A 16255-nucleotide genomic window follows, 5' to 3' on the forward strand; every position below is an offset into this window, starting at 1 on the left:
ATGCCCACGATTCCAGCAGGAACTTATCGAATCGGCACGAATACGATGGACGGCTTTGCCGAGGATCTTGAGGGACCGCAAATCAGCCTCGACAGCCCAGCATTTGCCATTGATGCCACGACGGTGACGAACCAAGCTTTCCAAGTTTTTGTGGAAGCAACAGGATATGTCACAGAAGCCGAGCGCTTTGGCTGGTCGTTCGTTTTTCACTATTTTTTAAGTGAGCAAACGAAACACCGCAGTCAAAAGGTACCAAATATGGCTTGGTGGTACGCGGTTAGCGGCGCAGATTGGCGTCATCCTGAAGGACCTGATTCAACGATTGCCCAGCGGATGGATCACCCAGTGGTTCAGGTGTCTCGCAACGATGCGATCGCCTATTGCCACTGGGCAAAAAAACGCCTCCCAACAGAAGCAGAGTGGGAGATCGCTGCAAAAGGCGGGACAAGTTTTGAAAAATATCCTTGGGGAAGGGAATTTTTGGCAGAAAATACCTATCATTGCAATATTTGGCAAGGAGAGTTTCCAAAAAGCAACACGCGAGCAGATGGCTTTGCCAATACAGCGCCTGCGAAATGGTATGAGCCCAATGGCTTTGGTCTCTATCAAGTGATCGGCAATGTCTGGGAATGGTGCGTCAATCCTGCCCGCATCCCGCTGACACAGTTTCAACAACAGACGGGACAAACCTTTTGGGCAAGGAATCAAACACAAGATGATCAAATGTATGCGACTCGCGGCGGTTCGTTTTTGTGCCACGAATCCTATTGCAAACGATACCGAATTGCCGCTAGAGATGGTAATTCTGGGATGTCGGCAGCCAATAATCTAGGGTTTCGGTGTGTCAAAGACTTGGATCAGTAAATCGTTAAATGCAAAAGCGGCACCTATTCACGTGGATAGGTGCCGCTTGTTTTATTGCCATTCGGATTGATAATTTCCTTTGAGATCATAAACATAATTGATCTCGGTGCGATTACGAATCCCATTTAAACCAACGGTCCAAGTCCATTCACCTTGGAAGCCGTTTAAAATGACGATGCTGACGCCAGGGACATAGTGATCCAGCTGAGCTGCTCGTGCCTCAGAATCCTTGATGATCTTGGGAATGACGCCCCAATCGATGGCATCAAAGGCAATGGTATCTTCCATCGAAAGCTCGATCGTATCGTCGTCTTTTTTCCATTTGGTCAACAGATTTTCTGGGTAATACCAATACTCGTCTTGCAGGCCTGTGTTTGGATTGATCACTCGCGCAACTGCATAAATGCCGCTTTTTAGCGGGACATTGCGGATGTGAAAACTATAGCTGACCAGTTGCAGCTCTTTGTCCTTGAGTGAGGATTGATTCGGCAGCGCAGCCATGATTTCTTTGGCACTGGCTTCTTCTCGAAAGAGTTGGCGGTCTACAGGTAAAAAGGTGGAAACTACGCCAATACAAAAGAGAATCACTGGCAGCAAGAGCAATGAGAATAACCAATAGAATGGCGATTTTTTGCGTTTCTTGATGCCGATGATCAGACCGATCAAAAAGACCAGCAGGATCCCTGCTACCCAAAAGTAGGGGAACAAACGAATGATCTGATGTCTGGTTTCAACGACTTGGTATTCATTCAGACCAAACCAATTTTCTGCGATGGTGAGATTATTTAAAACAATGATTCCGCCAATAATACTTAGAATAAATAAGAAAATCAATAGCAAAAGTATCCGGCCGAGTATCCGACGTATCAGTGAGGGTCTAGTAGGTGGGGTCATGAGTCACGTCCTTTTTATTTTTTTCGAAAATAGTAGGTTAAATACAAGAGTAGTACAACTAGTGTTTTTTTTCAATGATTGTAGACAAAAAAACTGCATCCGCAGATGCGACCTCAAAAAGTTAGACCAAAAATCTAACTTTTTTGGGGTCAGTACACCGCAGATGCAGGTTTTATTTTCAATTAGTCGAGGGTTTGTTGGCGGGCGATAGCTGGAAAGAATTTCAGGCTATAGAACGCGCTGATCCCAACTAGAATATAAATGACGCGGGCAATGATCGACGTGCTGCCGCCGGTGATCGCTGCGACAAGGTCAAACTCGAAGGCGCCGACCAGCAGCCAATTGATACCGCCGATGATCAATAGTGTCAGTGCGATCCCATCAAATGTTTTTAACATAGGAAACTCCTCTCTAGTTGTCGTCCCATCAACTTTCATCGTCGGTGATGGTGACATCTTTTTCTTTCTCGCCTTGTTGATTGCGATCATTATAGATATAGACATGGCGAACGATTTTAATCAGCGGGCGAATGGTCAAAAAGACTCCGCCGATCAAATAGGCGATCGTTCCGTAAATCGCAGGCAAGCTAGTTAATGAAACGATACTTCCGAAAATATAAAACAAGCCCGTCAAAATATCATTCGTAAGTGAGATCAACATGTAGCGATTTTGAAAGTAGATGCGAAAGCGGCTTGCCTTGATGATCACATCTTCTTCTTTTCCCGGATCGAATTGATGTTCACTCCGTTTGATTTTTGGCATAGGTGCTATCACTGCTCCTTTGTTTGTGCTAAGGTTTCAAGACAACTTTGATGTTCTTGTCTTCTTTTTTGTCAAAAATCTCATACGCTTTGGCAGCATCTGCTAAAGGCATCGTGTGGGTGATGATCTGTGACGGGTCAAACAAACCATCGGCAATCATGTCATAAATTTTTGGCATTAAATGGATCACAGGTGCTTGCCCGTGTTTGACATCAATGTTGCGCATAAAGAATTCTTGCAATGGATAAGAAGAAGCAGGAGTCATGTAAACACCAGTGATTTGGACGGTACCAAATTTTTTGACTGCCTTGGCGGCCATCTGGATCGGTGAGATCGTGCCACTTTGTAAGCTGACTAGGTTTTTGGCTTTTTCTTTGACGGGTTCTAAACCATCCATCCCAACACAGTCGATGATCACATCAGCGCCACCTTTGGTCAGCTCATACAGTTCATCAGCACTAGTAGCCAAATCATCCAATTGGAATGTTTCGACTTGATTGTAGCTGCTGGCTTTTTCTAAGCGATGAGCAACAGGATCCACGGCAATCACCCGCTTAGCGCCTGCCATCACGGCAAATTTTTGGGCAAACAACCCAACTGGGCCTGAGCCTAAGACGATCACGGTATCATCCTTTTTGACGCCAGCGTTTTGGACGCTCCAATACGCTGTAGGTAAGATGTCAGATAAAAACAATACTTTTTCATCAGGGATCGTTGATTCAGGTACGATAAACGAGGTGAAATCTGCGAAAGGTACGCGCAAGAATTCGGCTTGACCGCCCCAGTGGTTACCGTTCATTTTTCCGAAACCGAATAAGCCGCCATACAATGTATCTTCTGAAGAATTGTCGCATTGACTTTCCATTTCATTTTGACAAAAGTGGCAATGGCCGCACCCGATATTGAAAGGGATGACGACGCGGTCGCCTTTTTTTAGTTTCTGTACTTGACTGCCAACTTCTTCGACAATACCCATTGGTTCGTGACCAACGACATAGCCTTCTTCCAAAACCGAGCCGCCATGGTGGTAAAGGTGGAGATCAGAGCCGCAGATTGCGGTTGCGGTGATTCGGATGATCGCATCCGTCGGTTCTAAAATCGTTGGATCTTCTACACGACGAACGTCCATTTTTTGATTTCCTTGCCAGGTTACTGCTTGCATCATTTTTCCTCCTTGTTTGTTCAAATAAGTTCGGACAATCACTAATTTTTTCAACAACACGTTTTTACTTTTTAGTAACAGATAATTTAATTCTGCAAGGATTTTAAGGATTTGACAACGAAAACGCTCAAAACGGTTGATTTGTTTTTTCTTCATCAATGGTTTAAAAAAAGAAAAACAGATGATTTGCTAAAAAAGTGAAAGCGTGACACTATTAAAGTGAAGCATGCATGCGTTACGAGTATCTAACGGAACCTGCATCAACCAGTGACAAGAAATGAGGAGGGATGATCATGGATCTAACGATTCGAGGAAAAGCTTCCTGCACCAATTGCAATGAAAACTTTGATGGGAAGCTGGTCGTTCATTTACAAGAAGACAGCGAGGGGCAATTAACCATGGTACCACCGTTGGAAACGAATGAATTGGCAGAAGATGAAATCGCTATTCATTATGCTTACGGGGAAGTGAAGGAAGCCATCGAAGGAACCTTCATATGTCCAAACTGTCAGACTGAAAATGAGGTTCGGATTGAAATTCCGACCGAGCTATTAGATGGCTCAATGAATTAAATGAATAATCAAATTGAAAAAGCTCTCTGTTCCTTGAACAGGGAGCTTTCGTTACCTATTGGTCATTGGTTTGTTTTGTGCCATCAATGATTTGGACATTGAAGTCTCGTAAGATGTCGAGTCCTTGTGACTCGTGGTTTTTACCAGCGACTAATGTTTTATTGATAGTAAAATCAGCGTCAGGAAAGGCGCTTTGGATCTCGATGGTATTGGAAAGGACACAGATGTTGGTTTCAACACCAGTGATTTCGATTTTCTTTTCTTCTTCAGGTTCAAATAGATTTTTCTTTATATCGATCAAGACTTCAGGTGGAATACTGTAATAGTATTTTTTGACGACTTTTTCATTTTCGAGGGGCTTAAGTTCTGGGATCAGCTGCAGGGCATCGGCTTCTTCATCAGGCGTTCCTTTGACTTCGATTGGAATGTCGCGGGTGTGTAAAATGTACTCCCCATCCGCCCGCGCTTGTTCTAGGCGCTTGGCGATTCGTTTGACGAGAGCGGCGCCATCTGGCACATACGCTTCGTTCTCTTCATCGAGAATTTGGTTTTGCATATCGACAATGACTAGCATGTGGTTACTCCCTTTCTATAAACATCGTTTTTCAAATGGTCTGACGTGAAGTTGAAAAAATAGGTGCTATTTCTATGATGCCCCACTTTTTTTATATTTTCAAAGAAAACGCTCTTCTTGTCGAGAAACGGTAAAAACGTTATTTTTTTATTCGAATCACGATGCTTTTTATTTGCTGAAAAGAAGAAGTAGTGATAGCTTTTAAATAGTACATTAAAAATAAATGAAAGTAGGTTAGGTTAAATGAGAAAGTTATTTTATATGGGGACTTTGCTTTTTTCAGTTGGTGTACTGGCGGCAGGATGCGGCAACAGTGAAACCGCTGATTCCTCGGGGAATGAGTCAGCAGATGGCAAAACGACGTTGGACTTTTGGTCCTTCTGGGGGTCTGGTGCAAGACAAGAAGTAATTGAAGAAATTATTGATGATTTTAATGCGTCACAAGATAAAATCGAGGTCAAATACAGCTACCAGCCTTGGGGCGATATTTGGACAAAATCACTGTCGTCGATCACTGCTGGCAATCCGCCTGATGTTATTGTACAAGATATCAATTCTGTTGCTCAGCGGGCAGAAGCGCAGCAAGCAACGAATTTAAGCGAGTATATCGAAGAGGGCTTTTCTGATGAATTTTATCCGCAATTATGGGATACAGTGGAGTACGAAGGGGATGCCTATGCCGTTCCTTTCAATACAGATACGCAAGTGATTTTCTACAATAAGACACTCTTTAAAGAGGCTGGTATCAGTGAAGAGCAACTGCCACAAACGTGGGAGGAGTTAGAAACAGTTGCTCGGAAATTAGATGTCAAAAACGGTGATGACTTTGAGCGGATCGGCTTTTACCCATTGTGGAATTTAGGCGCTGACGTGTGGGCGTTGAATGCCGACGATGGCGTCAGCTGGTTTGACAAGGATGAGAACGTCAAAATCGATACAGACAACAAAGTGGAAGCGTTGGAATGGATCTTAGACTGGCAAGAGTATTATGGTCAAGATACCATCAATCGCTTAGAAGCTGAATTTGGTTCAGGGGTTGCCGATCCATTTATTTCTGGATTAGTGGCGATGCGTGCGCAAAACATCAACTACTACTCAAGTTTAGCGGAAAATGCACCAGATGACTTTGAATTTGGGGTCATTCAAATTCCTGAAAAAGAAAGTGGCTCTGGTCACTGGTCATGGGGCGGCGGGTTCGTCCTAGAAGTGCCATACGGTGCCAAAGATCCTGAAGCGTCCTATGAGTTTATCAAATACTTGTCGACACCAGAAGTTCAAGAGAAATTTGGTGAGAAGAGCTTTGATATCATGGCGAATCGGACAGCCAACGAAAACTTGGTCAACAACGACAATCTAGATGAAAACGGCCAAATGATCTACCAAATGGCGGATGGAAACTTTGCCAATACGGTGATCACGCCTGTGCCATTGACAGCGCCTGACTTCAGCAGTCTTGTCAATGAACAGATCGACCAAATCATGCTAGGTAGCAAAACACCGGCTGAAGGGTTGGCAGATGCGCAAAAAGCGGTGGAAGATCTTGTTGAGCAAAACAAATAAACCTTAAAACGAGCGTTTTAAAAAAAGAAGGAAAGTCCAGTCGGTTAGCGGACTGGGCTTTGCTTTCTGCTTTGCGAAGCGGACGTGTTTTCTTGAACAAACAATGAGTAAAAATAGAATGGAGTGGAAGGAATGCCAAAGAAGCGTTCAAAAAGTAAACGGCAAGAAGCTCTTTGGGGCTACTTCTTCGTAGCACCATTTTTGCTTGGGTTCGTGGTGTTTATGTTAGGGCCCATGCTGTTTTCCTTCGTAGGAAGCTTTACCGATTACAATCTGACGTCGAAAATGAATTTTATCGGCTTTAAGAACTTTACCCGCATGTTTACGCAAGATACCCTGTTTTGGAAATCTCTCTATAACACGGCGTATTTTGTACTCTTCAATGTTCCCTTAACCACGTTGTTCAGTGTCTTTCTAGCCACGTTATTGAATCAAAAAATCCGCGGAATCAGTTTTTTCCGAACCACCTTTTACTTGCCCGCGATCCTTTCAGGGGTTGCCGTCTACGTCTTATGGATGCAATTATTATCTCCTTCCGCAGGATTGATCAATACCTTCTTGAGCTGGTTCAATATCAAAGGTCCAGCATGGCTGTTTGATCCCGAATGGACGAAACCAGCGTTGATTTTGATGAAGATTTGGAGTTCGGGGGGCGCGATGCTCTTGTATCTAGCTACCTTGCAAAATATTTCACCGACGCTGTACGAATCGGCTGAGATCGATGGGGCGGGAGTCTGGGCGAAATTCAAAAATATTACGATCCCTTTGATCACGCCAATCATCTTCTATGATGTGATTACTTCAACGATCGGTTCTTTTCAAATTTTCCAGGAAGCATACGTGATGACCAAAAATGGTACCGGTGGTCCGGCAAATTCGCTGCTTTTCTATAATTTGCATATGTGGAACAAAGCCTTCGTCGCCTTTGATATGGGCTATGCGATGGCCATGTCGATGATCTTGTTCTTGATCGTCTTAGTCTTGACCTTTATCAATATCAAGCTGGCACCGCGCTGGGTTCACTATACCGGAGGTGGCAGCTAATGGAAATGACGACAAAAACACGAAGCAAATCAAGCCAACAGCGAGTCAAAAAAATCATCAGCTATGTGGTGATGTCGATCATCGGGATCGTGCTGCTGATTCCGTTGCTGTGGATGGTCTTTACGTCATTGAAACCGATGGAGGAGATCGTGCGTTACCCGCCGACTTTTTTCCCAGAAGAAATCAATCTTGGCAATTATTTGGAGACTATCAACGCCTTTCCATTTTGGCAGTATGCAAAAAATACGTTATTCATTACCGTCTTAGTGGTCTTCGGGAATGTCTTATCAAATTCCTTCATTGCTTATGGGTTTGCAAAATTGGCCTTTCCAGGAAAAAATCTGATCTTTGCCCTCGTCTTGTCTACGATGATGATTCCTGGCTTTGTGACGATGATCCCGCAATATGTCTTGTTTTCCAAAATCGGCTGGGTCGGCACCTATCTGCCGCTGATCGTTCCAGCGTTTTTCGGCAACGCCTTTAACATTTTCTTGATGCGGCAGTTTTACTTGTCCGTCAACAATGAATTGATCGAAGCCGCTAAGATCGATGGCGCCAATCATCTTTATATTTGGAGCCATCTAATGATCCCTTTGACGAAACCCGCGCTGATCACGATTGCCATCAACTCCTTCAATGGGGCATGGAATGATTTCTTAGGACCATTACTGTATATTCAAAACCAAGAAAAGTACACGCTGCAGATTGGCCTGCAAGTCTTCCAAAACCAATCAACGACCCAGTGGAACTACTTGATGGCAGGAGCAACGCTTAAACCAAGCGCTGTTGACTGTCATCAACTGGCTTCCGCATTTACTGGTTTTACAAGGCATGTGGCTGTTGTATTCCTTGCCTTTGATCACCAGTACCACCGCTAGTCGAGCATTGATCGAGACGTTGACGCAACTGCGGAACGATGGCTTGGAGGCAAGCAGCAAAGCTCGTTTTCAGCAGGCATTTCATCAACAGTGGACAACAAGAAAAGGGCAAGACCGTTTGCTCAGTCTATTCTTCCTGCTGCTTTTGGCGGACAGCTTTATCTTTAGCCGTTTGCAGCACCCGCTGTTTCAGATCGCTAGTTACGCGTTAGCGTTCACCTTTGGCTTGTTTTGCTTGGTCTTACTTTATCAAACGAGGCTGCTTCACACCTATCCGCAGCAGCCCAGCTCATTGTTTTATAGTTTTTATCAGTTTGCTCGTTCACCCAAACGAGTACTGGCGCATCTTTTAGCAACAGTGACGCTTGTCTTGACCTTTTTGCTGTTTGGTCCAGTCTACTTATTGGTCTTAGGAATCAGCACCTTGTATTTAGTCAATGTCGTGCTCTGTGACCAAGCGCTCAAATAGAAAACAAATGGGTATCCCGAAACTTCCTTAGTGAAAAGCTAAGGAGTTTCGGTTTTTTTGTGAAAAGAAGGTTGACAGGGCCAAAAATTATGCCTATGCTGAATGTAAATTTAGTAAACAGTAAACAGATGAGGTGCAGCTATGGCAAGTATGAGAGATATCGCGAAATTAGCCGGGGTGTCGGTAGCAAGTGTTTCTAGAATCCTTAACAATGATGAAACCTTCAGTATCAATGAACACACGCGTCAGCGAGTCATTGAGATCGCCAACCAAATGAATTATTCAAAAGAAAAAAATCAACCCCATTCCCGTGAAGTCGGCGACCAAAACACGATTGCCATCATTACCCGCCACGATCGAGAGTCGGAAAGAAACGATCCGTATTTTATGATGATCCGCAATGGGATCGAAAAAGAAGCGGCGAAGTGGCGCTTAAAAACGATTCGGGCCTTTTCCATGCGGGAGCCTCAAAAAGATTTGGCACAATTGGCGAAGTATGGCGCAGTCATTATTATTGGAGAGATGACTAGCGATGCTTTGGCAGAGATCAGTCAGCAAAATGCCAATATTATCCTGGTGGATAATTATAGTGAAGCACCCAGCTACGATTGCATCCAAACCGATTTTGCCCAAAAGACTCACCAGATCCTCACGTTGTTAAAAGAGAAGGGTCATGAGAATATCGCCTTTGTGGGCGGTGTTGCCAGCCGAGTGACGATTTCTGGCGAAGTCGTTTACGATGAACAAGAGATTCGAGCAGAAAATTATCGCCAATGGATGCTGCTCAATAAATTGGAAAAGTTCACAACCGTGCTGCAGGGGAAGTGGTCACCAGAGACTGGGTTGCATTTTGGTCAGCAGATCGCGCAAATGAATCCTCGCCCCACAGCGATCGTTGTTGCCAGCGATCCTATGGCTGTCGGGGTTTACAAGGCACTCGCTGAAGCGGGGCTATCGATTCCTAAAGATGTGTCAGTCGTTAGTTTTGATGATATCGAAATGGCGCAATTTATGACGCCCGCACTGTCTTCCGTCAAGATGAAAGCTGAAGAGATGGGGCAGATGAGTGTCGAATTAGCGAAAAATAAAATCCTTGGGGTGCGGACGATGCCTGTTCGCGTCGTTTGTGGCAGTGAATTGATCATTAGAGAATCGATTGCCGAAAAAGATCAGTGACGTCTGATCTTTTTTTATTTTAGGGGTTGTGTAAACATTAACTAAGCAACTATACTGATTGTAGTAAACGTTTACAGTTAAAAATAAAGGAGAAAACGAAATGAAGTTTATTGATAAATTAGCCGAAAAGATGGTGCCTTTTGCTCAGATCATTGCCAACAACAAATACTTGTTAAGTCTTCGTGATGGGTTTATGGTCGCTTTTCCTGCAACAATGTTTGCGTCAATTATGATTATTATTCAAAATCTGCCTGCTACTTTCGGACTCTCGGAAAAACTTCCAGAGGGATTCATCACGTTTCTAAACGACTTTTTTGGTCCTATCGGAAATGCGACCATGAGTATCACCGCTATTTTCGTTGTTTTTGGGATCGGCTATCAATTGGCTGGCAAGTATGGACAAGCCAAATTATTTGCGGGTGCCATCTCACTGTCTTCGTTTTTGATGCTGCTGCCTTTTGGCTCATCCGAAGAGTTAGGTACAGTGATCCCCTTGTCGAAATTAGGGGCTGAGGGAATGTTTGTCGGAATCATCACGGCCATTATCGCTACGCAGATCTATTGCAAAATCAGTGCGGCTGGGCTGACGATCAAAATGCCAGATTCGGTTCCGCCAATGATCGCAGAATCATTTGTCGCCATCATTCCTGGTGCGGCACCGTTGTTCCTTTTCAATTTGATTCGCTACTTGTTCACCTTTACTTCATGGGGCAATGCCGTTGATTTCGTTTATGAGATTTTGCAAAAACCATTGATGGGCTTAGGCGGTACGTTGCCAGCAGTACTAATCGCCGTCTTGTTCACCCAATTCTTCTGGTGGTTTGGGATTCACGGAACACTAGTGGTCAATGCGGTGATCGATCCAATCATGAATGCGTTAGCGATTGAAAACTATGAAGCCTACAAAGCAGGGGCTGAACAACTGCCCCATATCATTAACACTACGTTTATGGGCGTGTTCGTCAATCAAGGAATGCAGCTGGGGATCTCGATTACAATGGCCTTCTTTATCGCTCGTTCGATTCGGATGAAAAAATTAATGAAGACGGTGATCGCTCCATCTGTTTTCAACGTATCTGAACCGATGACCTTTGGTTTGCCGATCGTCTTGAATCCGATCGCTTTTGTCCCATGGATCTTAGCGCCATTAGCCAGTACGACGATCTCTTACTTTGCGATCGCCGCAGGCTTAGTGCCACGACCAATTGGAGCAACGGTGGTTTGGACGACCCCTGTTTTCTTATCTGGTTGGTTAGGCACGGGTTCTGTTGCCGGCGCAATCTTACAGTTAGTGACGGTTGCCGTAATGACCTTGATTTGGGTGCCATTCTTGATCGTAATGGATCGCGGGTACTTGAAAGAAGAAAAAGCAGAAGCGGCATCAAATGAACAAGCGGCATCTGAAACGATCAATCAAAGGGTAGAAGAAAGATAAGCCCAGAAACGGAAAGGAATGCAATACGCGCACCCTTTAGAAAGGAATTTGTGATGAGAACCGATACATTGTCTTGCAGTTATCAAATGAATACGATACCTACGGACTTTTCCCGTGTGTTATTGGCGGAACAAGAGAAATTTTTTCTAGCCAAACAAGCCCAAGAACCGTTCGGGGAAGGCTGCCGTATTGAAACGATGATCCAAACCAAAACCGCCCCGCGGTTGGTACCTGCCGTCATGACGGTCAAAAAAATTGCCGCGGATGAGCTGTGGCTTCGTACGACCCATGAAGAAGGAGTGATCGATCAACGGTACAGTTTTGCTCCAGGACGAAAAGGGAAGCTGCAAGTCACGTATTCGGAACAAAGCCATTTTGAGCAGCAGAAAACAACCTACAGTTTTATGCTGGCGGCGCTGTTTTACAAATTCTTTTTCAATCGCGGCGTCAAAAAACGCTTGCGTTATCTTGAAGCAGCTTGTCAACGAGCAGGGACAAATGAAAAAAATGGGGAAAATTGAGGATAGCAATGATAGAAATTAGGAATGAACAACTCTTTCACTTATACAATGAAAAAATCAGTTATATCATAAATGTGTTACCAAATCAGCAACTGGGTCATGTCTATTTTGGGCCATCTCTAGGCACACTGGCGCCATTTGATCAAGCGTACCTTGAGAAAAAAGAGAATAAATCGGCAGGAACCGTCAAGTTTTTTGAAGCTGACAATCTTTTTACCTTGGCGGACCGTTTTCAAGAATTGCCAACGTATGGGACTTCTGATTTTCGAGAAGGGGCAGTGTCGGTTTTTGAGGAAGAAACCCCTCTTTATGTGGATTTTAAACTTGTAGCTTTTCACTGTTTTGAGGGCAAAGAACGAAAGCTGGCACAACCAGCCAGCTTTGCTTCTGCCGATGAAAGCCAAAGCATCGTCTTTGAATTAGTAGACCAAGAGCGACAGCTGGAAATGGCAATCACCTATACGATCTTCAAAGGATCAGGAACGATCACGCGGCAGCAAACACTGACCAATAGGGGGAGCAAGCCGAGAACCATCCAGCGCTTTTTGAGTGGTGTCTTGGAGCTGAAAAATCGCGATTTTGAACTGCTGCATCTTTCAGGCGCATGGCTGAAAGAACGGCATATCAAGACGGTCCCTTTGACCCAAGGGACGATCAGTGTCGGCTCGTTAAAAGGAGCGTCTGGTCATCAGCACAATCCTTTTGTCGCCTTAAAAGAACAGCAAGCCACCAATGACACTGGTCACGTCTATGGTGCCAACCTGATTTATTCGGGCAACTTTTTGGCGCAAGCGGAAATGGATGAATGGGACAACGTTCGATTGATGTTGGGGATACATCCTGAGCATTTCAGCTGGCAGCTTTCACAAGGAGAAACTTTTGAAGCCCCAGAATGTCTCTTCACCTTCACCGCTGCTGGTCTGAATGGCTTGAGTCAAGAATCCGCCCAATTTATCGAAAAGCATGTAATTGCTCCTTATTGGCAAAAGCGGCAGCGGCCGATCGTCTTTAATAACTGGGAAGCGACTTATTTTGATTTTAATGAAGAAAAGCTGTTGACCTTAGCTCAAGAAAGCAAGGCGTTAGGGATGGAGTGCTTTGTGCTGGATGATGGTTGGTTTGGAAAACGCAACGACGATCGCAGTTCATTAGGCGATTGGGTGGCGGACCCTGCCAAATTTCCAAAAGGAATCGGGTCTTTTGCTGAGAAAATTCATGCCATGCAGCTGCAACTGGGGATTTGGTTTGAACCAGAAATGGTTTCGCCGGATAGTCAGTTGTACCAAGAGCACCCTGAGTGGGTAGTCAAGCATCCTTATGAGCGGATCTCTGTGGGGCGCGGACAATACGTGTTGGATTTTGCCAATCCAGCAGTGGTTGAGGCGATTTTCGAAGCGATGCAAAAAGTGATCCTTGAAACCAAGCTGGATTACATCAAATGGGATATGAACCGCAATATCACTGAAGCTTACTCTCCCTATTTAGCGGAACAGGGAATTTCTCAGACGGAGTTTTATCATCGCTACATTTTAGGTCTTTATCGCTTATATGAAAAAATCTTAGCTGCGTTTCCGATCCTTTTGATCGAAGGCTGTGCTGGCGGCGGGGGCAGATACGATTTAGGGATCTTATTTTACAGTCCGCAGATTTGGCCTAGTGATGATAGTGATGCAGTGGAACGTTTAGCCATCCAAAGCGGAACGTTGTTAGGGTATCCTTTGTCCTCCTTCAGCAATCACGTGTCGGCAGCACCAAACCACCAAGTCGGCCGGGCAACGTCTTTAGCCTTTCGGCAAACCGTCGCAATGTTTGGGCCTTTGGGGTATGAACTCGATCTCTTTCACTTGTCTGAAACCGAAAAGCAGGCGATCAAATCCCAAATCGTCTTTTATAAAAAACAGCGGCAATTGCTGACCTTTGGCACTTTTTACCAGCTGCAGCAGTTGGTAAAAAGTGCCAATGAAACGACTTGGGCAGTGTATGATCCGCAAAACGAAGAAGCCTTGATTGCTTTCTTTCGCGTGTTGGCACAAGCCAATCCGACGGCGGAAGACTTTTTGCCCGCAGCCTTTCTTAATGCCCAACAGGTGTATCAGGTCAATGGCGAAACTGTCTCTGGTCAGCTGTTAAGGCAATTAGGGTTGCGTAAACCCTATCAGTTTAATGCCGTCAACCATGGAACAGCGCAAGTCACTGGCGATTTTCAATCATTTGTCTACCAGTTACAAGCCAAAAAAGGAGTAGAATGATGAGCAATCAATTGTTTGATCAGCAGTTTATGCATGGCGGGGATTACAACCCCGATCAATGGCTGGCTTATCCAGAAATTTTGCAAAAGGATCTTGCTTATATGCAGCAAGCCCATGTCAACACTGTCACATTAGGAGTGTTTGCTTGGAGTGCCTTAGAGCCGCAAGAAGGCGTTTATCAGTTTGACTGGTTGGATCGTGTGTTTGATCAGATCCATGACATCGGCGGCAAAGTCATTTTGGCCACTCCTAGCGGTGGGCGTCCTCAATGGCTGAGCCAAAAGTATCCCGAAGTCAATCGGACCAACGCCCAAGGGCAAAAACATACCCATGGGTTTCGCCACAATCACTGTTACTCTTCACCGATCTATCGGGAAAAGGTGACGCAAATCAATCAGCAGTTGGCAAAACGTTACGGCAAGCATCCGGCATTAGCCATGTGGCATATCTCCAATGAGTACTCTGGGGAATGCTTTTGCTCCTATTGTCAGGAAAACTGGCGCAGCTGGCTGCAAAAAAAATATGGTGATTTAGCCACGTTGAATCATGCCTGGTGGACTTCTTTTTGGGGCGGTACTTACTCCGATTGGTCGCAGGTTTTACCGCCTTCACCTTTAGGGGAACACAAAGTGCATGGCATGGATCTTGATTGGAAACGATTTGTCACAGATAGGACGATCGATTTTTATTTGCATGAATGTGCGCCGATCCGTCAGCTGACACCGGACATTCCTGTGACGACGAATTTTATGGCGGAAGGACATGCTACCCAAGATTTTATTCCTTTGGAAGGCATTGATTACAGCAAGTTCGCTCGTCATGTGGACATCGTTAGCTGGGATAGTTACCCTGATTGGAACAACAACTTTGAATCCTTGGCAGCGACAGCGATGAAATCCGCCTATGTGCATGACCAGTACTGGTCATTGAAGAAACAGCCCTTTTTAGTGATGGAATGCACGCCGAGTTTTGTTAACTGGCATTCCTTTAATAAAGCGAAAAAGCCTGGTGTCCATCAGTTGAGTGCCATGCAGCAGATCGCTCACGGCTCAGATAGTACCTTGTATTTTCAATGGCGCCAATCCCGCGGCAATTCAGAAAAATTCCATGGAGCAGTCGTGGGACATGATGATTCCACGGAGAATCGGGTCTTCAAAGAAGTTGCGGCTTACGGCAAGCGCTTGGAAAAAATCAAAGAGATTCAAGGAACCACAAGAAAAAAAGCAGTGGCGATCCTTTTTGACTGGGAAAGCAACTGGGCATTGAAGCGAGGCGGCGGGTTTGGTCGACCAACCAGACGGTATCCGCAAACGTTGCAGGAGCATTATCGTTATTTCTGGGAACAAGACATCGCTGTCGATATTTTGACGCCAGAGCAAGATTTTTCTGACTATCAGTTGGTGATTGCTCCAATGCTTTACTTGATGACATCAGAGACGATGGCAAAACTTTGCCAGTACACGGAAGCCGGTGGTACCTTGATTTCCAGTTACTTTAGCGGCATGGTCAATGAAACCGACTTGTTGTATCTGGGGGGCTTGCCACAGCCGTTGCGAGCATTATTAGGCATCAACGTGCTGGAGCTGGAAACTCTTTTTGACACTGAACACAATCAAGTGGTTTTTCAAGGACAGCCCTTTGAAACACGGGACTATTCTGCAATCATCGAAGCCGAAACAGCGGAGGTACTAGGGGAGTATCAAGCGGATTTTTACCAAGGAACCCCTGCGATCACCAAAAATGCCTTTGGTGCCGGCACCGCCTACTATCTGGCGGCTCGCACCAACTATGACTTTTTCGAACAGTTTTATGCTTCTTTGGCCCGTGAGCTGTCTTTGGCAGAGGAAAGGATCGCGCATGCCAATCCTGCAGTCTCGATCCAAGGTAGGTCCAGTCCTGAACGATCGTATTTTTTCATCATGAATTTTTCTGAGAAAGAGCAGACACTACACTTGATCAAAGAAGTCGTTGATTTAGAGACCAATCAAGCAGTCCCTCAAACAGCAACCTTGGCGCCGTATGAAGTGCGAGTGGTTTATTTTAACAATTAGCTGACCATTGAAAAAAACGTCCCCTTCGACAAATACAGAAAGGG

At 45.0% G+C, this 16255-nt stretch carries 16 protein-coding genes; 11 read left to right on the forward strand and 5 right to left on the reverse strand.

Annotated elements, in window-relative coordinates:
• On the forward strand, positions 1 to 864 hold the full coding sequence (locus IGI96_RS12780) for a formylglycine-generating enzyme family protein (RefSeq protein WP_270287951.1): 864 nt from the start codon (positions 1 to 3) through the stop codon (positions 862 to 864).
• 51 nt (positions 865 to 915) lie between these two features.
• On the opposite strand, the gene IGI96_RS12785 is transcribed toward IGI96_RS12780, so the two are convergent.
• The 4 genes from IGI96_RS12785 to IGI96_RS12800 form a co-directional block, all read right to left on the reverse strand.
• Positions 916 to 1758 (reverse strand): hypothetical protein, encoded by an 843-nt coding sequence (locus IGI96_RS12785; RefSeq protein WP_060791800.1) that lies wholly within the window; start codon positions 1756 to 1758, stop codon positions 916 to 918.
• Between the two features lie 182 nt (positions 1759 to 1940).
• Positions 1941 to 2156, reverse strand: coding sequence for a DUF378 domain-containing protein (locus IGI96_RS12790; protein ID WP_270287952.1), 216 nt, complete (start codon positions 2154 to 2156; stop codon positions 1941 to 1943).
• 28 nt (positions 2157 to 2184) lie between these two features.
• The gene (locus IGI96_RS12795; RefSeq protein WP_077452782.1) at positions 2185 to 2520 is read right to left on the reverse strand and encodes a YrhK family protein; all 336 of its coding nucleotides are present in this window, start codon (positions 2518 to 2520) and stop codon (positions 2185 to 2187) included.
• Between the two features lie 28 nt (positions 2521 to 2548).
• Positions 2549 to 3682: an alcohol dehydrogenase catalytic domain-containing protein gene (locus IGI96_RS12800; RefSeq protein ID WP_074534994.1), complete on the reverse strand. Its 1134-nt coding sequence runs from the start codon at positions 3680 to 3682 to the stop codon at positions 2549 to 2551.
• 287 nt (positions 3683 to 3969) lie between these two features.
• Here IGI96_RS12800 and IGI96_RS12805 point away from each other — a divergent pair, with 287 nt between their 5' ends.
• Positions 3970 to 4254, forward strand: coding sequence for a hypothetical protein (locus IGI96_RS12805; protein WP_005225480.1), 285 nt, complete (start codon positions 3970 to 3972; stop codon positions 4252 to 4254).
• A gap of 55 nt (positions 4255 to 4309) precedes the next feature.
• Here IGI96_RS12805 and IGI96_RS12810 read toward each other — a convergent pair whose 3' ends face one another.
• Positions 4310 to 4828 (reverse strand): isochorismatase family protein, encoded by a 519-nt coding sequence (locus IGI96_RS12810; protein ID WP_010747758.1) that lies wholly within the window; start codon positions 4826 to 4828, stop codon positions 4310 to 4312.
• A gap of 243 nt (positions 4829 to 5071) precedes the next feature.
• Between IGI96_RS12810 and IGI96_RS12815 the strand changes: the two genes are divergently transcribed.
• From IGI96_RS12815 to IGI96_RS12855, 9 genes are all read left to right on the forward strand, one after another.
• Positions 5072 to 6388, forward strand: coding sequence for an ABC transporter substrate-binding protein (locus IGI96_RS12815; RefSeq protein ID WP_270287953.1), 1317 nt, complete (start codon positions 5072 to 5074; stop codon positions 6386 to 6388).
• A 132-nt stretch (positions 6389 to 6520) separates the two neighbouring features.
• Complete coding sequence (locus IGI96_RS12820; RefSeq protein WP_270287954.1) at positions 6521 to 7432, forward strand: carbohydrate ABC transporter permease; 912 nt, start codon at positions 6521 to 6523, stop codon at positions 7430 to 7432.
• A complete protein-coding gene (locus tag IGI96_RS12825) occupies positions 7432 to 8310 on the forward strand; it encodes a carbohydrate ABC transporter permease (protein WP_438785186.1) in 879 nt (292 codons plus the stop codon). Before IGI96_RS12820 ends, IGI96_RS12825 begins: the two co-directional genes overlap by 1 nt.
• On the forward strand, positions 8264 to 8779 hold the full coding sequence (locus IGI96_RS12830) for a hypothetical protein (protein ID WP_438785187.1): 516 nt from the start codon (positions 8264 to 8266) through the stop codon (positions 8777 to 8779). Before IGI96_RS12825 ends, IGI96_RS12830 begins: the two co-directional genes overlap by 47 nt.
• A gap of 141 nt (positions 8780 to 8920) precedes the next feature.
• Complete coding sequence (locus IGI96_RS12835) at positions 8921 to 9955, forward strand: LacI family DNA-binding transcriptional regulator (protein ID WP_016621049.1); 1035 nt, start codon at positions 8921 to 8923, stop codon at positions 9953 to 9955.
• Positions 9956 to 10055: 100 nt separating this feature from the next.
• Positions 10056 to 11390 (forward strand): PTS sugar transporter subunit IIC, encoded by a 1335-nt coding sequence (locus IGI96_RS12840; protein WP_086338492.1) that lies wholly within the window; start codon positions 10056 to 10058, stop codon positions 11388 to 11390.
• Positions 11391 to 11443: 53 nt separating this feature from the next.
• Entirely contained in the window at positions 11444 to 11911 is a 468-nt protein-coding gene (locus tag IGI96_RS12845) for a hypothetical protein (protein WP_086338491.1), read from the forward strand.
• Positions 11912 to 11919: 8 nt separating this feature from the next.
• Positions 11920 to 14160, forward strand: coding sequence for an alpha-galactosidase (locus IGI96_RS12850; protein WP_438785188.1), 2241 nt, complete (start codon positions 11920 to 11922; stop codon positions 14158 to 14160).
• Entirely contained in the window at positions 14157 to 16211 is a 2055-nt protein-coding gene (locus IGI96_RS12855) for a beta-galactosidase (protein ID WP_270287956.1), read from the forward strand. The genes IGI96_RS12850 and IGI96_RS12855 overlap by 4 nt, the downstream gene beginning before the upstream one ends.
• The last annotated feature ends 44 nt before the right edge of the window (positions 16212 to 16255 follow it).

Origin of the sequence: Enterococcus sp. DIV0421, assembly GCF_051713745.1 — a bacterium.
GTDB lineage: Bacteria > Bacillota > Bacilli > Lactobacillales > Enterococcaceae > Enterococcus_D > Enterococcus_D casseliflavus.